The organism is uncultured Dialister sp. (assembly GCF_900538805.1).
In the GTDB taxonomy this organism is placed as follows: Bacteria; Bacillota; Negativicutes; order Veillonellales; family Dialisteraceae; genus Dialister.
This window is the reverse complement of sequence record NZ_UPZP01000003.1, coordinates 31476-52937: the sequence shown is the minus strand read 5'-3', so window position 1 is coordinate 52937 and position 21462 is coordinate 31476. Positions and strand designations below refer to the sequence as shown.

Below are 21462 nucleotides of genomic sequence, written 5' to 3'. Positions count from 1 at the left end.
CCTTTAGGAGAAAGGTGGTGCTTCAGCACGAAAAGGGGTGCATTTTATCGCCCACAGGGCGGTTTGCCTGTTTTCCTTCGCCCGCCAGGGCGGTTGTAAAGGTTTTATAGAAACTTGCGGCGCAGCCGCCTACCTTCACCCTTTGAACCTTCTGAACCTTTTGCACCTTTTGAACCCTCACGCCCGCAGGGCGTGTCCATAAAGGCGCCCACCACCCCCTCAGCGGCGAAGCCGCTGTCAAACTTTAGAACCCTCAGCCGTGAAACGGCTGTCCCCATTTTCCCCTGCGCCCTTCCCCTATTTGTGTTAAAATAGGAACGGTAAATTCGTTGATTTGTATTTCATTGAGGGAGGCCATTATGCAGATTCATATTATCGATCATCCGCTGATTCAGCACAAGCTCACCATTATGCGTTCCAAGGACACCAGTTCCGGGGAGTTCCGCCGTCTTTTGAAGGAAATCACTCTTCTCATGGGCTATGAACTCACCAGGGATCTGCCTCTGGAAGATGTGGAAATCGAAACGCCCCTGGAAAAGGCCCGGGGCAAGAGGGTAGCTGGCAAGAAGGTGGGTATTGTCCCCATTCTCCGCGCCGGTTTCGGCATGGTGGACGGTCTTCTGGATCTCATGCCTTCTGCCCGTGTAGGTGTCATCGGTCTCTACAGGGACCCGAAAACCGCAAAGCCCGTGGAATACTACTGCAAGCTGCCGGATGTAGAAAACCGCGATTTCATCCTGGTGGATCCCATGCTGGCCACCGGCGGAAGTGCCGTGGCTGCCATCGACATGATGAAGGCCCGGGGCGTGAAGAATATTAAGTTCATGTGCCTGGTAGCTGCTCCGGAAGGGGTGGAAGTGGTAAACGAAGCGCATCCTGATGTGCCCATTTTCACCGCATCCCTGGACCGCCAGCTGAATGAACACAAGTACATTCTCCCCGGTCTTGGCGACGCAGGGGACCGCATTTTCGGAACGAAGTAAATCTGTATCATGAGAAAGCCCGGCGTGCCGGGCTTTTTTCACCCCTGTTTTTGCAGAAGGAGGGATATGCATGCCTTTTTTCATTTCACGGGATGATATTACCACCATGAAAACCGATGCCATCGTGAATGCAGGGAATCGGGAGCTTCGAAGGGGCGGCGGGGTGTGCGGCGCCATTTTCAAAGCGGCCGGCGCTGAGGAGATGGAGAAGGCCCTTCAAGGCCTGGGACCCATCGACACCGGCGATGCGGTGGCAACGCCGGGATTTGCCCTGCCTGCCCGGTATGTCATTCACACGGCAGGCCCCATTTATCACGGAAAAAAGGAAGAGCGGGAGCTTCTGGCATCCTGTTATCGAAACAGTCTCCTGCTGGCGGAAAAAATGCACCTTGCATCCATCGCTTTCCCCCTGATTTCCTCCGGCATTTACGGCTATCCCGTGGAGGAAGCGGAGCAGGTGGCATTGGATGCCATCCTCAGCTTTCTGGAAACCCACGACATGACGGTGTATCTGGTCATCCTGAAGGAAAGGGCCCGAAAGGATATGGTCTACAGCAGGCTGTCCTATTTCCTGAAATCCCATGAGGACATGGAGCCATCATCCGGAATTTCTGTCCCTTCCAAAGCGCCGGCCGTTGAGCGGGATGTCCTATGCATGGATGCACTTCACGATGAAGCGCCGGCGCATAGGACTCGCCGCCGGAAAAAAGGGCGCAGCAAAGCACCTGTCCATGACCTGCCCCTCCCTGCGTCCGAGCCCATTCCCGATGAATTTCTTCGTCCCGAAGAGTCCTTTTCCCATGCCCTTCTCCGTATGATTGATGAGAAGGGGCTCACGGATCCTGAGGTCTACAAGGGTGCCAATCTGGACAGAAAGCTTTTCTCCAAAATCAGGTCAAATGAAAACTACAAGCCCCGGAAAAATACCATCCTTGCCCTGGCTGTTTCCATGGACCTTTCGGTGGAGGAAACGGAAAATCTTCTGGAAAAGGCGGGCTACACCCTATCAAGAAGCCTCACGGGAGACCTCATCGTCCTTTTCTACCTGCAGCGGGGAAAACCGGATATTTATGAAATCAATGAGGCCCTTTTCCACTTCCACCAGCCCCAGCTGGGAAGTGCGTTATAACAAAAGGACTGTGAAAAGATGATTCCCATTTTTTCACAGTCCTTTTTTATGAAATTTCCTATACGGCATGAAGCATAAGCATATACTTCATTTCGCCGCTGGCCCCAGCTGCCAGGGACGAATTGACACAAGGTCTCTCTCCGCCTCATTGTCATTTCGACTGCAGCGAAGTGAAGTGGAGAAATCTCACTCCCGAGTGGGACAAGCCCCATGGTGGCGGGAGATTTCTCGACTCAGAGTTTCAATAGAGCTCATGTACCTTTCCCTTCATATCGACATGCAGCCCCGCTCGAAATGACAGGGAGCAGAAAAGCACCGTCCATCATAGCAGCAGGAAACTGTTTGCGAAAGGTTTCCTGTCCGGCATGAGACGGTGGTGCTTCACCGCGGCAGGAAACTGTTCTCGAAGGGTTTCCTATCCGACATGAAACGATGGCGTACCATTGCGACAGAAAACTATGAGCGAAGGGTTTCCCAACCGACATTAGACTGCTGCGTATCACCGCCACAGGAAACTGCTTCCACTGACCTATTTCATCCCTTTCCGTATGGCTTCCAGGCACTCGTCCACAATGACCATGTTTTTGGCAATGCCCGCCGGGGTGCGCTGGAAGGCGTAGGCGCGGTCTTCATCAATGCCCATGCGGTCTGCCGTTTCTTTCACGTCAATGTCGGCACCGGAGAAGATGAAGGTCCAGCCCATTTCCTTTCCTTTGCTGATGAGCCTATGGATATCCTTCCAGCTGAAGCGGGTACTTGCGTTTTCATAGCCGTCGGTGGTGATGAAGAAAACCACATGGTCCGGGCGGGCATCCTTCGGTTTGTGGGAAAGGAGCTTTTCCATTCTCCGGATACTGAGCCCCACGGCATCCAGCATGGCGGTGCATCCGCCTGCCACATAGTCCTTCATTGTCATCGGCGGCACATGGCTGATATCTTCCCGGTCGTAGACCATATCCATGGTCTGGTTGAAAAGAACGACGGTCAGATAACAGGTGCCGGGAAGCTTCTTCTGCTTTTCAATCATGCCGTTGAAACTGCCGATGGTGTCCGATTCAAATCCCGACATGGAGCCGCTCCTGTCAATAATGCATACCAGTTCTGTCATTTCCTGCTTCATAATTCTCAGTCCTTTCTGAAATATTGGTATCTCTGAAATTATGATAGCAGGAAAAAAGGCACCGGTGGTCGCCTGGAAAGCGACATTTACCGGTGCCTTGAAAGATGATGGGGCCTGTCCGGCATGGGGCGAAAGTTTCCTATTCGACGTGAAACGATGGCATATCATCGTAACAGGAAACTGTTGGCGAATAGTTTCCCATCCGAAATGAAACGATTCCGTACCATCGCAACAGGAAACTGTTGGCGAAGGGTTTCCTATACGGCATGAGGCAGTAGCGTATCATTGCCACAGGGCACAATTCGACCGGGGATTTCTCGACTCTGCTTCCGACCCTCGAAATGACAGGGCGACGTGGTGACGATGGGATTCATATCAGCAGGAAACTGTTTGCGTATGGTTTCCTACTCGACGTGAAACGATGGCGTATCATTGCCACAGGAAACTGTTGGCGAAGGGTTTCCTATACGACATGAAACGATAGCGTATCATTATGACAGGAAACTGGTTGCTAATGTTTTCCCATCCGTCATGAATCAATAGCATAACCTCTCCCCAATTATTTCTTCAATACTGTCAATGTGTGTCCATTGGTCACGATTTTTCCATTGTTGTGAAGGGTGGTGACGGTGGAGTCGGCGGTGAGGTTCCAGGTGGCTCCTTTTTCGATGGTGAGGTCCACGCCTGCGTCTTTGGACGCTCCCTTATCGTTTTCTATCTGCAGGAGGGCGCCTTTCCAGTCGGTGTTTTTGCCAAGGGTCATGGTGAGGTGGGAGATGGAGTCCACCAGTATATTTCCTTCCATTTTCTGGTTCTCTGCAGTGAACACTGCTTTTCCTCCATTGGCTCCTGCCCTGCCCCAGCCACGGGAGGCGCTGTTTCCGGAGACGCAGAGGAAGGCGCCGGCGGGGTCTTCGTTTTTGATTTTCACATTGGACAGGCCGATGGTGCAGGCCGTGTTGGTGACGTAGAAAATGTCGCCTTTATGGGAGAGGAGGCTGCCGCCTTCCATGGAGAAGGAGGAGGTGCCTTCTTCCGCATCGCCGCTCATGGACTGGTAAATCATGACGGTGTGCACGTTTTCTTCCTTGATGGTCTCACTGCCCATGACGCGGGTGTCCGCCATATTTCCTTCAAGGCTGCAGTCCTTCAAATCAATGCTGTTCTTCCCTTCGATGACGGCCCCTTCGGAGCGGAATGCAGAGAGGGCTGCGCCGGTAACGGAAATCCGGGCGGTGGAGTAAATGGCGGGGGAGCCATAGCCGACGGTGCGGAATGTGCCGCCTTTGACCGAAACGGTGCCGCCGCCCCGGTCGGAGCGGATGGCGGCGGAGGAATTGCCGGCGGTGGAAACGGTGACGTTCTCTGCTTCAGTCTCAGCGCCGCCGGTGGTCTGGAGGCCGCCGGAGTTATGGCTTTCTGTGGTAATGGTCACGTTCTTTGCGGAAATCTTCGTGCCCTTGCCGTAGCTGAAAAGGCCGTTGCCGTTGGGAGCGGAGCTGTGGACGGAAGAGTCTTCTATGATCACCTGGGCGCCGTCGGTGGCCAGAAGGGCGGCATTCATGCCGTAGAAATCGCCGCCTTCGGTGCTGGAGGAGTTTCCTTCCTGTTTCATGATTTCCACATTTCTCAGGGTAACGGCGGCGCCGGTAATGCGGAGGGCGTTTTCATCGCTGCCGGTGGAGCCGAAGACCTGGTCCTCCAGTGTGCCGCTTTCCGTCACATTCCTAGCAGCGGTGCCCTGGGTGATGTGGTCCGGAGGATTGAAGCCGTCGGGCGGCGGGTTCATCGGTCCTTCCCCTGCCGGCTTGGGGGGCAGGTTTTCTCCGGAAGGCTGCCCTTGGGAAGAATGATCCGCCGGAACCGCCACTTTGGTAATGGTAATATCTTCCGGACGGTTCTGGAGGTTCCAGGTCATGGCATCGGAAAACCGCTGGGACAGTACATTTTCCTGTTTTTTATCCGCCGCCTGCACGGAGCCGGCGCAGAGGAGAAGAGCACAGGCAAGGGCTGCTGTTTTTGTATATTCCATGGAGATTCCTCCTTATTTTAAGTAACTAACTATGGGTTGTTTCTATTATAGCACACCGACGGCTGCATGCAGTTATGCCCGTTTTTTCCAAACCTTTTTCCATTTCTTTAAAATGATTGAATAGGCAGTCTGCATGTATTCAAACTTTTCGAAGAACTGCCATGGTGGTATACTATTGCATAGAAAAACTTAGATGAAAGGTTGATTATATTGCAAAATCGAAAGAAAGGCCTTCTGGCTGCTCTTGTCTGTTACTGTCTCTGGGGCATCCTCCCGCTGTACTGGAAACTGCTGGAAAGCGCCAGCGCCTATGAAATCCTGGCCCACCGCATTATCTGGTCTCTTCTATTTATGATTATCCTTCTCGCCCTCTTCCGTATGGGTGGCATTTTCCGGGATACCGTGAAGGACCTGATTTCCCATCGTTTGAGGGGAGCCCTCATGATTGCCGCCTCCTTCCTCATCACCGCCAACTGGTGCATTTTCATCTGGGCCGTCACCCATGACCATATCGTGGACTCCAGCTTCGGATACTACATCAATCCCCTGGTGAATGTCTTCCTGGGTGTCCTCCTTTTCCATGAGCGGCTGTCAAAGCTGAAGTGGCTTTCCATCATCATTGCCCTGATAGGTATCATCGGCATGTCTGTAGAACTGGGGCGTCTTCCCCTGGTGTCAGTGAGCCTGGCCTTCACCTTCGCCCTCTACGGCGCTGCCAAGAAAAAGCTCCACATCAATCCCTTCGTCAGCATCACCCTGGAAACCCTTCTGGTAATGCCCCTGGCCCTGTGGTATGCCGGCAGCCTGTATCTTTCCGGAGAAGGCCATTTCCTTATGGGAAACGCCGCTATGAACTGGCTCTTCATCGGCGCCGGCATCGTCACCGCCATCCCGCTGGTTCTCTTTTCCACCGGAGCCAACAACCTCCCCTTAAACGTGCTGGGCTTCTGCCAGTACCTCTCCCCCAGCCTCTCCCTCCTCCTGGGCATCTTCCTCTACCACGAACCTTTCACCACGGTGCAGCTCGCAGGATTCTCCACCATCTGGATTTCCCTGGTGCTTTTCACTATTTCCGACTTCAGGGAACAGAGGTATATGGCGGGAAAGTGAGACAGTGGGACAGTGGACTAGTGGGCTAGTAGGCTAGTGGGCTAGTCGGAGTCACTATCGGCGCGTGCCGAGATTCTTCGCCTTCGGCTCAGAATGACGGCTGGGGGCGGGAAGGTAAGTACGTTACGCAGGCTCCTCCCCCAGAAAGGAGCTGGGCGATAGCCCTGAGGAACACCGAAAATCAGCATAGAATGACGGTGCCCATTGGGAAGCCAGCAGCCGACAGCGGACCACAGATAGCGGATATATGCTACAATATAGACAGCTTCAAATCGTGTTCATTGAAGGAGGTCTTGCTTATGTCTAAGATTCTTGTTGTGTCCGGTCATCCCCGTCTTGCCCAATCCCTGGCCAATCGGACGATCCTTGAGACTTTGAAGGAAAAGGGGCCCGATTTCACCCTGCTTCGTTTGGATGAGGAGGGCTGGGAGCCTCAGGTGGAGAAGGACCAGGCTCTTTTGAAGGATGCGGATGTCATCGTTTTCCAGTTCCCCATTTTCTGGTATTCCTATCCGGCCCTCATGAAGCATTGGGTGGAGGATGTATTTGCCCATGGGTTCGCCTACGGCACGGCAGGAACGGCGCTGAAGGGCAAGAAGTTCCAGATTTCCTTTACCACCGGTTCTCCGGCCAGCGCTTACAGGGCAGGCGGCCCCAATGGCCATGTGATGGAGGATTTCCTCTTTAATTTCCAGCAGATTGCAGCGCTCTGCGGCATGGAGTATGAGGAACCCATTTATACCAATGGCTGTGCCTACATTCCCGGCGTGAGTCCGGAATTTGTGAAGGACCGGGTGATTAAAGACTGTGAGGCCCATGGAGAAAAGCTGGTAGAAAGGCTGAAAGCGCTTTCGAAATAGGACCGTATCGAATCCCTGAAATATAGTACAAGCCGCATGACTGCAGGAGATATCCCGTCCTAGGGAAGCACTGATTAATTCGCAGAATCGAATTTCATATGTATTTTTATCCAATGCGGCGGCATACAGTCATTTGGAAGATTTTCAAGAAAATTCAGGAGTAACAAAATGAGGCTGTGAAAAATGTCAATCATTTTTCACAGCCTTTTTTGTTCATGCTCCTTTGGATTCTGCTTCATGCAGGGATGCAGGGGAGCGATGAGTTTCTATCACTTTTTTCGCCTTCACCGATTCCCACAGTTTGTCTGCCATAGGCGCCCACTGTTTCGCATAGGGCATACATTTGGCGCAGAGTTCGTCTGCCGATTCGGGAGCCAGAAGGTCCGTGGATTTGGCGCCGCAGCGTTTGACCATTTCTGCCAGGGCCGGCGGATTTTCCAGCATGGGGCAGGGACGGAGATGGTTACTGTTGAAGGGCTGTCCTTTGGCGTATTCTTTGAAGAGCGGCTGGGAGAGGCAGGTGAGCAGGTCGTCTTTCTTGATATTGGCGCTGGAGTAATGGATGAATACGCAGGGTTCCACATCGCCGTTGGGGTTGATATGGCAGTAGTTCCTGCCGCCGGCGATGCAGCCGCCGATGTACTGGCCGTCGTTCTGGAAATCGATGGCCATGAAGGGCTTGCCCGTTTCCAGTTCACGGATTTCCCGTACTCTCTTCACCATGTAGGCCCGCTGCTCCCTGGTGGGCAGGAGGTCCAGGGATGCGCCTTTGCCTACAGGCATGTAGTGGAAGTACCAGGTGTACCAGGCGCCTTTGGAAATGAGCATGTCGATGAAATCATCGGATGTGACGGTTTCCAGGTTCTTCCTTGTGTAGCAGATGGATGTGCCGTAGACGATACCGTACTTATGGAGCAGGTCCATGGCGTGCATGACCTTGTCGAAGTGACCTCTGCCCCGGCGGCTGTCGTTCACTTCCCGCCAGCCTTCGATGGAAATGGAGAAGGACAGGTTTCCTGCCTTACATACTTCTTTACAGAAGTCTTCATCAATAAGGGTGCCGTTTGTGAAGGCGTGGAATTCGCAGTCCGGATGCTCATGGCAGAGTTTCAGGATGTCCGCCTTCCGTACCAGCGGTTCGCCGCCGGTCATCATGTAGAAATGGATGCCCAGCGCCTTTCCCTGGGTGACGATTTTATTCATATCATCGTAGGAAAGGTTCAGCGTATGTCCGTATTCGGCAGCCCAGCAGCCTATGCAGTGGCAGTTGCATGCGCTGGTGGGATCAAAAAGGATGACCCAGGGAATATTGATGCCGTATTTCTCCCTGTTTTCCCAGCGTTTCTTATTTCCATAAAAAGCCGCTTCAAATCCCAGGTCCATGACAGCGGTCTTGATGATGTGGGGATTCAGGGTGTCCAGGGCGCGGTTCAGGTATTTCCACCATTTATGGTTGTTGCAGAGAAGCCAGCGCACCTTTTCAAAGGTGGACCGTTCAAACATACCGCCATACACTTTTTCAATCATGTAGGACAGACGGATGAGGGACTTTCTTCGCTCTTCTTCGTCTTTGATGGAAATAATGTGGTCTACCAGTCTGCTTACCGCTTCTTTTTGAACAGCATGTGTCAGTTTCATCGTTATTACCTTCTTTGTGAAATACTGAATTCATGGAAATACAGGTTCCTGCCGCTTCCGGCATGTATCCATCGCCGTTCTCACTTCTTTTTCTCCCTTTCCTGTAATAATTATACATCCGTTTAATTCATAATGAAACCACAATACTTTATTAATGAAATGTTTTAGTTTTTGTCCTCCTGCTATGAAATCATGTCAATCGTTCTCAATATCATTGACAGTCAAAGGGAATTATTCTCAATTATTTCCATCCGATTCCTCTTCTTATGACTTTTATAGTTTAGGCAGATGATATAAAATCATGGTTAAATAGAAAATCGGGGTATAGAATTTTATAATAACTGCCTATAAAAAGATGGCAGGGTTTGCTATTTCTTTTCCTTTTCAGGGCACAAAAAAGAGCCCCTTTTCAGGAGCTCTTTTTTATTGGCGGAGATTATTTTGTAATCTTAGCTACAACGCCTGCGCCAACGGTACGACCGCCTTCGCGGATAGCGAAACGCTGGCCTTCTTCCATAGCGATCGGGGTGATGAGCTTAACGGTCATTTCGACATTATCGCCAGGCATGCACATTTCGGTGCCTTCCGGCAGGGTGATGTCGCCGGTTACGTCGGTGGTTCTGAAGAAGAACTGTGGACGATAGCCGTTGAAGAACGGGGTATGACGGCCGCCTTCATCTTTGGTCAGTACATATACCTGGGCGGTGAATTCGGTGTGCGGATGAACGGTGCCCGGTTTAGCAAGAACCTGGCCGCGAACGATGTCCTTACGGTCAATGCCGCGGAGCAGGGTGCCGATGTTGTCGCCTGCCATAGCCTGGTCCAGAGTCTTTCTGAACATTTCTACGCCGGTTACAACGGTTTCGGTCGGTTTATCCTGGAGGCCGACGATTTCAGCTGCGTCGCCAACTTTAACGGTGCCGCGTTCTACTCTGCCGGTAGCAACGGTGCCGCGGCCGGTGATGGTGAATACGTCTTCGACAGGCATCAGGAACGGTTTATCGGTATCGCGCTGAGGAGTCGGGATGTATTCGTCAACAGCCTTCATGAGGTCGCGAATCTTCTGTTCATCTTCCTTGTTGCCGTTGAGAGCGCCGAGAGCGGAGCCAACGATAATCGGCACATCATCGCCCGGATAGTCGTAGGAGGAGAGGAGATCTCTGATTTCCATTTCAACGAGGTCGATCAGTTCGGGATCATCGACCTGGTCAGCTTTGTTCAGGAATACTACGATAGCCGGAACGCCTACCTGTTTAGCCAGGAGGATGTGTTCACGGGTCTGGGGCATGGGGCCGTCAGCTGCGGATACTACGAGGATAGCGCCGTCCATCTGAGCTGCACCGGTAATCATGTTCTTTACATAGTCAGCGTGCCCTGGGCAGTCAACGTGTGCATAGTGACGTTTTTCGGTTTCATATTCAACGGTGGAGGTGTTGATTGTGATGCCACGAGCTCTTTCTTCCGGTGCTTTATCGATGGAAGCATAGTCGAGGAAGTTTGCTTTGCCTTCTTCAGCCAGTACTTTGGTGATAGCAGCGGTCAGGGTTGTTTTGCCGTGATCGACGTGGCCAATGGTGCCGATGTTAACATGCGGCTTTGTTCTTTCGTAATGAGCTTTTGCCATTTTGGTTTCTCCTTAAAAATTATTTATTTCCGAGTCTTTCTTCCGTAATCTTCTGGGAAATAGCCTTCGGAACTTCTTCATAGTGGTCGAATGTCATGGTGAAGGTACCACGGCCCTGGGTGGAGCTGCGGAGAGCGGTTGCATAACCGAACATTTCAGACAGCGGAACGAAGCCTTTGATTCTGGATTCGCCGTTTTCTGTTTCCATGCCTTCAATGCGTCCACGGCGGGAGTTGAGACCGCCGATAACGTCGCCCATGTAATCTTCCGGAACATCGACTTCTACGCTCATGTATGGTTCGAGGAGGACAGGATCCGCTTTCTTGGCACCGTCTTTGAATGCCATGGAACCTGCAACTTTGAAGGCCATTTCGGAGGAGTCGACATCATGATAGGAACCGTCGTATACAGTAACCTTGATATCAACCATCGGATATCCGGCTACAACGCCGTCCTGCATAGCAGCTTCGACGCCGGCCTGAATCGGGTTGATGAATTCCTTAGGAATGACGCCGCCAACGACTTCATTTGCGAATTCAAAGCCCTTGCCTGCTTCCATCGGTTCAAGACGGAGCCAGCAGTGGCCGTACTGACCATGACCGCCGGTCTGACGAATGAATTTGCCTTCGGATTCGACAGATTTACGGATGGTTTCACGGTAAGCAACCTGAGGTTTGCCTACGGTGCAGTCTACGTTGAATTCACGACGCATACGGTCGACGATGATGTCCAGATGGAGTTCGCCCATACCGGAAATGATAGTCTGGTTAGTTTCCGGGTCTGTGTGTACTCTGAAGGTCGGATCTTCTTCTGCCAGTCTCTGGAGGGCATTGCCCATCTTTTCCTGGTCAGCTTTGGTCTTCGGTTCAACAGCAACGGAAATAACGGGATCCGGGAATTCCATCTTTTCAAGGATGATCGGGTTGTCCGGGTCGCAGAGTGTATCGCCGGTGGTAACATCCTTGAAGCCTACTGCAGCGGCAATGTCGCCGGTGTAAGCTACATCGATTTCCTTACGGTGGTTAGCATGCATCAGAAGGATACGGCCAACACGTTCTTTCTTGTCCTTTGTGGAGTTGAGAACGTAGGTGCCCTGGTGCATTTCGCCGGAATATACGCGGAAGTATGCCAGTTTGCCAACGAATGGATCTGCCATGATCTTGAATGCCAGGGCTGCCAGCGGAGCGCTGTCGGATACCGGGCGTTCTTCTTCTTCGCCGTCCAGGGATGTGCCCTTTACCGGAGGAATATCCAGCGGGGACGGGAGGTAATCAATGACAGCATCCAGAAGCATCTGGATACCTTTGTTTTTGTATGCGGAGCCGCAGAATACGGGGAAGAGCTGGCATGCCAGTACCTGCTTACGGATGGAAGCTTTGATTTCATCGATGGAAATTTCTTCGCCTTCCAGGTACTTTTCAGCCAGTTCATCGTCGCCGTCACAGGCAGCTTCGATAATCTTTTCACGGTATTCTTCTACCATGTCTTTCATATCATCGGAAACAGGTTCCTTATGATATTCTTTGCCGTCATCGCTGTCGTAGATTTCAGCTTCTCTTGTCAGCAGGTCAATGATGCCTTTGAAGGTATCCTGGGCGCCGATGGGGAGCTGCATAGCAACAGCCTTGGCATGAAGACGGGTGTCGATGGTCTTTACTGCATGCAGGAAATCTGCACCGACTGTATCCATCTTGTTGATGAATGCGATACGGGGAACATGGTAGTGGTCTGCCTGTCTCCAAACGGTTTCAGACTGGGTCTGAACGCCATCCTTAGCACTGAATACAGCTACGGAACCGTCGAGTACGCGCAGGGAACGTTCAACTTCTACAGTGAAGTCTACGTGCCCTGGGGTGTCGATGATGTTGACACGATAGCCTTTCCAGTGGCAGGTGGTAGCAGCAGATGTAATGGTAATACCGCGTTCCTGTTCCTGAGCCATCCAGTCCATGGTAGCTGCGCCATCATGAACTTCGCCGATCTTGTGGTTTACACCGGTATAATACAGGATTCGTTCCGTGGTTGTTGTCTTACCTGCATCAATGTGTGCCATGATGCCGATGTTTCTTGTTTTTTCAAGCGGAAATTCTCTGCCCACGATTGTTTCTCCTTATTAAAATTACCAGCGGTAATGAGCAAAAGCCTTGTTGGCTTCAGCCATTTTATGAGTATCTTCTTTCTTCTTTACTGCTGCGCCCGTATTGTTGAAAGCGTCCATGAGTTCTCCTGCAAGACGTTCTTCCATGGTACGTTCGCTGCGCTGGCGGGCATAGTTGACCATCCAGCGGATACCCAGAGTCAGACGGCGGTCTGCCCTGACTTCAACCGGCACCTGGTAGTTGGCGCCGCCTACACGGCGGGCACGAACTTCCAGAACCGGCATAACATTATTGAGAGCCTGTTCGAAAATTTCGATTGGTTCTTTGTTGAGCTTGCTGTGGCAGATGTCAAATGCGCCATAAACGATTTTTTCAGCGACACCCTTTTTGCCATCCAGCATAACCTTGTTGATGAAACGGGTTACTGTCTTGTTTCCATACACGGGATCCGGCAGCACGTCACGTTTCGGAACAGCACCTTTTCTCGGCATTGTTAATTTCCTCCTTAAAACGTTCTTTGTTAGTCACATTAGTGAAATGGTAAATCAATTATTTCTTTTCGCGCTTAGCGCCGTATTTGGAACGGCCCTGCTGACGACCGGATACACCTACGGTATCGAGTGCGCCGCGGATAATGTGGTAACGAACGCCTGGAAGATCCTTAACACGGCCGCCTCTGATGAGGACGACGGAGTGTTCCTGCAGGTTATGGCCTTCACCAGGAATGTAAGCAGAAACTTCGATTCCGTTGGTCAGGCGTACACGGGCTACTTTACGAAGAGCAGAGTTCGGCTTCTTCGGGGTAGCTGTGTAAACTCTGGTGCAGACACCACGTTTCTGTGGGGACTGTTTCAGAGCCGGGGTCTTCGCTTTGGTAGCCAGAGTCTGGCGGCCTTTACGAACCAGCTGATTAATTGTCGGCAATATGGGCACCTCCTTTCTTCAAGAGTAAATTTATAATTGATCCTCCAGGGCATAGCCCCGAAAGATATTACCGGGATTTAAGAAGAGCGGCGGATGCGGCCTTCACTTTGATACCGCAGGCACGGCCTATCTCTTTTTTAGTGAATCCCTGTTCCACAGGAATTCCTGACGACTGGCAGGCTTCCATGAGGGGATTTGAAATTCTTTCATCGCAGTCAGAAGCAATAAATACACATGCCGCTTCCTGCTTCTCAATAGCCCGCTCAGTTTCTTTCATTCCGACCACAAATGTGCCGGATTTCAATTCTTCCAGTGTCATTCATTCTCACCTGATTTGCAGCACACTAAATCCACGCAACATTGGAATTATATCATTACAAGCCTTCCATGTCAAACTTTTTATTGCCTTTTTTCTCCGTATTTATGCATAACTTTTTTACCACGGTTCCTGGCGTGTCATTTGATTCAAAATCCCCCGTTCGAGACGATAGAAGCTAGCTGATAGAAGATAGATGATAGATGATAGAATGGTAACGACAAGAAACAAGCAGCAAGCCTCCCCCCATGTCTATGATACAATAAAAACAGCACCATTCCATATCGTTATCGTAAAAAGAAGGAAAAACTATGTCCAAATATACAAACATCGTGGTCTACTGCGGTTCCCATTTCGGAAACAATCCAGCCTTTGCCTCCCTGGCCGGAAGGCTGGGCGAAGCCCTGGGGAAAGGGGGCTTCCATATGATTTACGGCGGCGGCACCGTAGGCCTCATGGGCCTTGCCGCCGATGCTGCCATGGCCGCAGGCGGCAGAGTCACCGGCATCATCCCCCAGGTGTTCATTGAAAAGGAACAGGCCCACCGGGGCATTACGGAGCTTTTGGAAGTGCCGGACATGATTACAAGGAAGCAGAAAATGATAGAAGCCGGCGATGCCTTCATTGTCCTTCCCGGAGGCATAGGCACATTGGAAGAACTTTCCGACACCTTCAGCCACTACCGCATCTACAAAGCTCCGCAGGACCGACCGCCCATCGTCATTGCCAACATAGATGGCATATACGACCCCCTGAAATTCCTTTTCAAAAACTGGCTCACCCTTGGCTTCATCGAAAAGGAAGACCTTGCTTCCATCCATTTCTGCCGAGCCCTTACTGAAATCATGGAAGTGCTCAAGGGTTGATGATTAATTTTATATATGTATATAAGGGATTGCAAAGAAGTGATTTACATTTCTTTGCAATCCTTTTTGTATCCCCGCTCTTCGGTTATTTCCATAGTATCCTATTCATTTATCTATGAATTTAATGGAAAAATGGCACAAATTTCTATAGCTTTAAACGGTCGTTTTAAAGTTCTCCGATTGTCGTATTTATCGAAGAGTGTTAAAATATAACTGAACGAATCAATCATATGATTATAAACAACAGTACATCTTTCGTAACACAGTACTTTTTAAATGTTTTTTAATGGTCTGCGGTACTGCCGCCGGCCTTGGGAGGTATTTCATGAAACCAGTCATTCATGTAGGAATCGATGTGGGCTCCACCACGGTGAAGGTGGCTGCTTTATCGCCTTACCTGAAGCTTCTTTTCGGGCGGTACCAGCGCCATATGTCCGATATCCGGAGCGCCACCATGTCTCTTTTGAAAGAGCTTGAGCAGAAGTTTTCCGGTTACCGCATCACCGCTTCCATTTCCGGCAGCGGCGGCATGGGGCTGGCCAAGCTCATGGGTCTTCCTTTCTGCCAGGAAATTCTGGCGGAAACGAAGGCGGTTCAAACCTTCCATCCCGACACCGACGTGATTATCGAACTGGGCGGGGAAGATGAAAAAATCACCTATCTTAGGAACGGCGTGGACCAGCGAATGAACGGCGCCTGCGCCGGCGGCACCGGTGCCTTTATCGACCGCATGGCTTCCCTCCTTTCCGTGGATGCGGCAGGACTGGGGAAGCTGGCTTCCAGGGCAGAGCGGATTTATCCCATTGCCTCCCGCTGCGGTGTATTTGCAAAGACCGATATCCAGGCCCTTTTGAACGAAGGCGTTTCCCATGAGGATATTGCCCTGTCCGTTTTCCAGTCCGTGGTGAACCAGACCATTTCCGGCCTCACCTGCGGCCGTCCTGTCCACGGCAAAGTGGCCTTTCTTGGCGGCCCCCTCACCTTCCAGCCCATGCTGCGTGAGCGTTTCCAGAAAACCCTGGACATTGCAGATGAAGACATGATTGTACCGGAGCACGGGGAACTGTATGTAGCCATCGGCGCCGCCGTGTCCGCCCGCCACGACCGTCCCATGGATCTGGACAGCTGGCTCTCCAAAGTGGAAAATGCAAAGGACGTGGACCTTGGCACTTCCAAAACCCTGCCGCCCCTTTTTGCCAATGAAGAGGAATACCGGGAATTTACAGAGCGGCACAGCCGCTTCCATGCGCCCCGGGGCGATATTTCCAAAGCCAAAGGTTCCGTATGGCTGGGCATTGACGCCGGCTCCACCACCATCAAGGCGGTGCTTCTGGACAAAGAGGGCCGCATTCTGTATGAATATTACAGCAGCAACAAGGGCACACCCCTGGCAGGGGCGAAAAAGATTCTTTCCGACCTGTACAGCAAACTGCCGGAAGGGGTCACCATTGCCGGTGCCGGCGTCACAGGCTACGGCGAAGAGCTCATCAAAAGGGCCCTGCAGGCGGACGTGGGAGAAGTGGAAACCATGGCCCACTATCGGGGCGCCAAGCATTTTCTTCCCGACGTGACCACCATTCTGGATATCGGCGGACAGGACATGAAATGCTGCCGCATTAAGGACGGCGCCGTGGATGACATTCTCCTGAACGAAGCCTGCTCCTCCGGTTGCGGTTCCTTCCTGGACACCTTTGCCCAGTCCCTGGGCATGGATATCAAGGAGTTTTCCCGCATTGCCCTGAAAGCCCCCCATCCGGTGGACCTTGGCTCCCGCTGCACCGTATTCATGAACTCCCGGGTACGGGAAGCCCAGAAGAACGGCGTATCGGTGGCAGATATTTCCGCCGGCCTTTCCTACTCCGTCATCAAAAATGCCCTCTACAAGGTTATCCGCCTCCGCAAGGCGTCGGACCTGGGAAATAAGGTAGTAGTGCAGGGCGGCACCTTCTACAACGACGCCGTACTCCGGGCGCTGGAAAAACTGCTGGACTGCCATGTCATCCGTCCCGATGTGGCAGGCCTCATGGGAGCCTACGGCATCGCCCTCATTACGAAGGACTCCTGCCCCGAAGGCCATGTATCCTCCCTGGTGACGCCGGAGGAACTGAAATCCCTTACCTATACCAATGAAATGAAGCGCTGCCCCGGCTGCGGCAATCACTGCATGATTACCCTCACCCGTTTCAACGACGGCCGTGCCTTCGTTTCCGGCAACCGCTGCGAAAGGGGCGCTGCCATCATGCTCACCGGCAAGACGGCACCCCACTCCACACTGCCAAACATTTACCGCTGGAAATACGATAAGATCTGGCACCGCCGCCCCCTGTCCCCGAAAGACGCCAAGCGGGGCACCGTAGGCATTCCCCGCACCATGAACATGTATGAAGACTATCCCTTCTGGCATGCCTTCTTTACGAAACTGGGCTACCGGGTCATGCTTTCCAGCGAGCAGCTCCGGGACATTCCTACGGAAGCCATGGAAACCATTCCATCCTATTCCGAATGCTTCCCGGCCAAGCTGGCCCATGCCCATGTGTACGACCTGGCCAAAAAGCACGTGGACTTCATCTGGTACCCCTGCATCGACAAGGGCCCCGACGAAGGCAGCACCAACAGCTACAACTGCCCCATGGTGGCTTCCTATCCGGAAAACATCCAGGCCAACATGGACGAAGTGCTTTCCCGGTACAAAGCCAAGCTGTACCATCCATTCCTGCCCCTTCACTCCAAGGCCATTTTCGGCAGGCTGAAGAAATTCTTCAAGCCCCTGGGCATTCCGGGAAGTGAAATCGAATCCGCCATTTACGCCGGACAGGCGGCGGAAGAAACCTACCGCCGCGAACTGTACCAGGAAACGAAACGAATTCTTGCGGAAATCAAAGAAAAGCACCTCATCGGCATCGTCCTTGCCGGCCGTCCCTACCATGTGGACCCCACAGTGAACCACTCCATCCCCGACCTCATCAACCAGCTGGGCATGGCGGTGCTCTCCGAAGACGGCGTATCCATGGTGGGCGGCCAGTTCCCGAATCTCCGCGTCATGAACCAGTGGACCTGGCACAGTCGCCTCTACAAGGCCGCCGACTACGTCACCCGCCACGACAACCTGGAGCTGGTGGAACTGAATTCCTTCGGCTGCGGTCTGGACGCCGTGGTGACAGACCAGGTGCAGGAAATCATGAATAAGAGGGACCGCCTCTACACCTGCCTCAAAATCGACCAGAGTCTGAACCTGGGTGCCGTGCGCATCCGTCTGCGCTCCCTGAAATCCGCCATCAAGGAAAGGGTGGAGGAAAACACAAAGGCAGAGCCCATCCTTTATCCGAAATCCGCCTTCACCGAAGACATGAAGAAGGACTTCACCATCCTGGTGCCGGAAATGTCCCCCATCCATTTCCCCCTCATCGAAGCAGCTGCCAGAAGCGGCGGCTACCATGTGAAGGTGCTTCCGCCGATTCGTGCAGACATTGACGAAGGCCTCTCCTCCGTCAATAACGACGCCTGCTATCCCGCCATCATCACCATCGGCTCCCTCATGAGAGCCCTGAAATCAGGAGAATACGACCTGAACCGCACAGCGGTCATGATGTCCCAGACCGGCGGCATGTGCCGTGCCTCCAACTACATCGGCTTCATACACAAGGCCCTGGACGAGGAAGGCCTCTCCCAGATACCGGTAATTTCCCTCAACACCCACGGCTTTGAACCCCAGCCGGGCTTCAAATTCACCCCGGGCCTGGGTATCAAGCTCATCCAGGCCGTGGTGTACGGCGACGCCCTGCAGCAGTGCCTCTACCGCACCCGCCCCTACGAAAAGGAACCGGGCAGCGCAGAGACCCTCTACCGCTCCTGGCAGAAAAAGGCGGCAGAAGCCATCCTGAAGGGCGAATCCTTCCATCAGTACAAGAAGAATATTTCATCCATCATCAAAGACTTCGACCGCCTGCCCCTCTCCGACGTGCCCCGCCGGCCCCGCATCGGCATTGTCGGTGAAATCTACGTGAAATTCAGCCCCATTGCCAGCAACGACATCGTCCACGCCATCGAAGCCAACGGCGGCGAAGCGGAAACCAGCGGCATGCTGGACTTCTTCCTCTACGGCTCCCTGGACAGCCATTTCCAGCGAAAGGAAATGGACGGCACCTTCAAGGACGACCTGAAGGGCACCTTCACCCGCTACCTCATCGAATGGTACAGGAAGCCCCTGGAAAAGGCGCTGAAAAACTCCAAGCGCTTCCATGAAATCACCAGCATCGGCAAACTGGCCAAACGGGCCTCCCAGTACCTTTCTCTGGGCAACCGGGCCGGTGAAGGCTGGTTCCTCACCGCCGACATGATCGACCTCCTCTACCATGAATGCCGCGGCGTGGTATGCCTCCAGCCCTTCGCCTGCCTGCCCAACCATATCACCGGCGAAGGCATGATTCACAAACTCCACAGCGCCTATCCGGAAGCGGTGTTCCTGGCCCTTGACTGCGACGCCAGCGCCAGCGAAGTGAACCAGGCCAACCGGCTGAAACTGATGATGAATGCATTGACCGAAAAGAAAGAAACACAGGACGACCTGTCCTTTGTTAGAAAGACCATGAACATCAGAAAGGGTACCACATTATGAGTGCAAGAAAATTAACAGGAAAAGGTGAAAAAGTCCGTGAAAAAATGATTGCCACCACCGTGCACATCCTCCAGCAGCAGGGATTCAAGAAAGCCACAGTCCGCACCATTGCCAAGGAAGCCAACGTAAACATCGCCTCCGTGCGCTACTACTTCGGCTCCAAGGAAGAACTCATCGGCTGCGCTCTGGAATACATGATGGGCAATCTGGAAAATATCGTTTCCTACCTGGATGACACCCGCTTTACCGCCAGGGAGCGGATGAAGAAATACATCCTCGCCTACTTCCACCTGGCCCGCCAGCACCCTGCCCTCTTCCGTTCCATCTCCAACCCCTCCAGCGAAGACGCCAAGGACACCTACTTCATCTACCTCTCCCTCCTCCACAGCCAGTGCTGGGAAAAGGTCATTCGCAACGTGGCGGAAATCACGGGATACACCAATGAAAAGGACCTGGAACTCAAGGCCATGCAGATTTTCTCGGCCGTGGAATTCCCCATCATCCTGGAAAGCAACCGCAGCAACTCCTTCATCTCCGGCTACACCGACGCCGACACACTGGACCGCTACGTGGATATCCTACTGGACAACCTGGACGAAAAGAAGGAAACCAACCAGTATTTAAAGGAAATCCTGCAGGGAGCGAAATAAAAGGGCCCGCATTGCGGGCCCGGGTTCAGAGGGTTCCGCGCCCTTTGGGCGCGACAGGTTCAGAAGGTTCAGAGGGGGAAGGTTCTTAAGATTGACGGCCCCTACGGGCCGAAGGTTCTAAGGTTTGACAGGCGCTCCGCGCCTGAGGGTTGTGGTGGCGGCTGCCGCCGCAATTTGATAAGAGCCGCTTTGCGGGCCCCGGTTCAGAGGGTTCAGAGGGGGAAGGTTCTTAAGATTGACGGCCCCTACGGGCCGAAGGTTCTAAGGTTTGACAGGCGCTACGCGCCTGAGGGTTGTGGTGGCGGCTGCCGCCGCAATTTTATACGGCCCGCCAAAGGCGGGCCCGGGTTCAGAGGGTTCCGCGCCCTTTGGGCGCGACAGGTTCAGAAGGTTCAGAGGGGGAAGGGTTGACGGGGCTTTGCCCCGAAGGTTCTTAAGGTTCTAAAGTTTGACGGGCCTTGGGCCCGAGGGTTGTGGAGACCGCTTCGCGGCAATTTTATAGGGCCCGCTTTGCGGTGGCACTATGGACGCTAAGCATAGTTTCATATATGCAAGGCAGTCGGCGGTAAGCGGACTGCCTTCCCCTGTCCCCCTGTCCCCCTGTCCCACTGTCCCACCAGCCCCCCAGCCCACCAGCCCACCAGCCCACCACCCCACCAACCCACCAACCCCCCAACCCCCCAACTCACTAGCTCACCAGCTCACCAGCCCACCAGCCCACTAACTCACTAACTCACTAACTCACTAACTCACTAACTCACTAGCTCACCAGCTCACTAGCTCACTAACTTCGAAAGGACACCATGAAATCCTATCCTGTTTTTCTCTTCGACCTGGACGGTACCATTTCCGAATCCGCTCCGGGTATTGTGAAGGCCGTGCAGTATGGCCTTTCTTTTGTGGGTATCCATGAAAGGGATCCCCGAAAACTTGAAAGCTTTATCGGCCCGCCGCTCAATGTGCAGATGAAGAAGCTCTATCACATGAGTGATGAGGACATCGTTACGGCGGTAAACCGGTTCCGGGAGGTCTATGAAACGAAGGGCATCCTGGACTGCCGTCCCTATCCGGGGCTTGACGCCCTTTTGGAAAAGGCGGTATCCCAAGGCCATACCCTGGCGGTGGCTTCCAGCAAACCGGAGCCCTTTGTGAAGGAAATCATAAGCCACTTCGGCTTTGCCTCCTATTTCTCCGTCATCTGCGGCAGCGACATAGGAGATGAATTGAAAAAGCGGGCCACCAGGGACCAGAAGGCCCGGATAATACAAAAGGCCCTCGCCCTTCTGGAGAAGAAAGGATTTTCCCCTTCTTTCCTTGCCGGCAATACGGTGATGATAGGAGACACCTTCTACGATATAGAAGGGGCAAAGGAAAACCACCTTCCCTCCGTCGGCGTCACATACGGCTATGGCAGCCGGGAGGAACTGGAAGAGGCAGGAGCCTATGCCATTGCTTCTTCCACGGAGGAACTCTCTTCTATCCTGCTTTCATGAAAT

The 21462-nt window shown here is 52.9% G+C and carries 16 protein-coding genes; 8 read left to right on the top strand and 8 right to left on the bottom strand.

Annotated features, from left to right (window positions below; genetic code table 11):
• Positions 1-359: 359 nt before the first annotated feature.
• Together upp and QZQ29_RS00805 are read left to right on the top strand one after the other, a co-directional pair.
• Entirely contained in the window at positions 360-983 is a 624-nt protein-coding gene (gene upp / locus QZQ29_RS00810; RefSeq protein ID WP_296958542.1) for a uracil phosphoribosyltransferase, read from the top strand.
• A gap of 70 nt (positions 984-1053) precedes the next feature.
• The gene (locus QZQ29_RS00805) at positions 1054-2112 is read left to right on the top strand and encodes a macro domain-containing protein (protein ID WP_296958540.1); all 1059 of its coding nucleotides are present in this window, start codon (positions 1054-1056) and stop codon (positions 2110-2112) included.
• A gap of 529 nt (positions 2113-2641) precedes the next feature.
• On the opposite strand, the gene QZQ29_RS00800 is transcribed toward QZQ29_RS00805, so the two are convergent.
• Together QZQ29_RS00800 and QZQ29_RS00795 are read right to left on the bottom strand one after the other, a co-directional pair.
• Positions 2642-3220, bottom strand: a complete 579-nt coding sequence (locus QZQ29_RS00800) for a VWA domain-containing protein (protein WP_296958538.1) — start codon at positions 3218-3220, stop codon at positions 2642-2644.
• Between the two features lie 571 nt (positions 3221-3791).
• Complete coding sequence (locus QZQ29_RS00795; protein ID WP_296958537.1) at positions 3792-5264, bottom strand: hypothetical protein; 1473 nt, start codon at positions 5262-5264, stop codon at positions 3792-3794.
• 210 nt (positions 5265-5474) lie between these two features.
• Between QZQ29_RS00795 and rarD the strand changes: the two genes are divergently transcribed.
• Positions 5475-6374, top strand: coding sequence for an EamA family transporter RarD (gene rarD / locus QZQ29_RS00790; RefSeq protein ID WP_296958535.1), 900 nt, complete (start codon positions 5475-5477; stop codon positions 6372-6374).
• 299 nt (positions 6375-6673) lie between these two features.
• The gene (locus QZQ29_RS00785; protein ID WP_296958533.1) at positions 6674-7234 is read left to right on the top strand and encodes an NAD(P)H-dependent oxidoreductase; all 561 of its coding nucleotides are present in this window, start codon (positions 6674-6676) and stop codon (positions 7232-7234) included.
• Between the two features lie 213 nt (positions 7235-7447).
• Here QZQ29_RS00785 and QZQ29_RS00780 read toward each other — a convergent pair whose 3' ends face one another.
• The 6 genes from QZQ29_RS00780 to QZQ29_RS00755 all read right to left on the bottom strand — a co-directional run bounded on the left by QZQ29_RS00780 (position 7448) and on the right by QZQ29_RS00755 (position 13838).
• Entirely contained in the window at positions 7448-8872 is a 1425-nt protein-coding gene (locus tag QZQ29_RS00780; RefSeq protein ID WP_296958531.1) for a radical SAM protein, read from the bottom strand.
• A 436-nt stretch (positions 8873-9308) separates the two neighbouring features.
• On the bottom strand, positions 9309-10496 hold the full coding sequence (gene tuf / locus QZQ29_RS00775; RefSeq protein ID WP_296958529.1) for an elongation factor Tu: 1188 nt from the start codon (positions 10494-10496) through the stop codon (positions 9309-9311).
• A 19-nt stretch (positions 10497-10515) separates the two neighbouring features.
• Positions 10516-12594 carry an elongation factor G gene (fusA, locus tag QZQ29_RS00770; protein WP_296958527.1) on the bottom strand — a complete coding sequence of 693 codons (2079 nt, stop codon included), beginning with the start codon at positions 12592-12594 and terminating at the stop codon, positions 10516-10518.
• A 21-nt stretch (positions 12595-12615) separates the two neighbouring features.
• Entirely contained in the window at positions 12616-13086 is a 471-nt protein-coding gene (gene rpsG, locus QZQ29_RS00765; RefSeq protein WP_008860287.1) for a 30S ribosomal protein S7, read from the bottom strand.
• Between the two features lie 58 nt (positions 13087-13144).
• Entirely contained in the window at positions 13145-13519 is a 375-nt protein-coding gene (gene rpsL / locus QZQ29_RS00760) for a 30S ribosomal protein S12 (RefSeq protein ID WP_008860286.1), read from the bottom strand.
• 67 nt (positions 13520-13586) lie between these two features.
• Positions 13587-13838: a ribosomal L7Ae/L30e/S12e/Gadd45 family protein gene (locus QZQ29_RS00755; protein ID WP_296958525.1), complete on the bottom strand. Its 252-nt coding sequence runs from the start codon at positions 13836-13838 to the stop codon at positions 13587-13589.
• Between the two features lie 308 nt (positions 13839-14146).
• Here QZQ29_RS00755 and QZQ29_RS00750 point away from each other — a divergent pair, with 308 nt between their 5' ends.
• The 4 genes from QZQ29_RS00750 to QZQ29_RS00735 all read left to right on the top strand — a co-directional run bounded on the left by QZQ29_RS00750 (position 14147) and on the right by QZQ29_RS00735 (position 21459).
• Positions 14147-14701 (top strand): TIGR00730 family Rossman fold protein, encoded by a 555-nt coding sequence (locus QZQ29_RS00750; protein WP_296958523.1) that lies wholly within the window; start codon positions 14147-14149, stop codon positions 14699-14701.
• Between the two features lie 325 nt (positions 14702-15026).
• Complete coding sequence (locus QZQ29_RS00745; protein WP_296958521.1) at positions 15027-19316, top strand: acyl-CoA dehydratase activase; 4290 nt, start codon at positions 15027-15029, stop codon at positions 19314-19316.
• Positions 19313-19966 (top strand): TetR/AcrR family transcriptional regulator, encoded by a 654-nt coding sequence (locus QZQ29_RS00740; RefSeq protein WP_296958519.1) that lies wholly within the window; start codon positions 19313-19315, stop codon positions 19964-19966. Before QZQ29_RS00745 ends, QZQ29_RS00740 begins: the two co-directional genes overlap by 4 nt.
• Positions 19967-20769: 803 nt before the next feature.
• A complete protein-coding gene (locus QZQ29_RS00735) occupies positions 20770-21459 on the top strand; it encodes an HAD hydrolase-like protein (RefSeq protein ID WP_296958517.1) in 690 nt (229 codons plus the stop codon).
• The last annotated feature ends 3 nt before the right edge of the window (positions 21460-21462 follow it).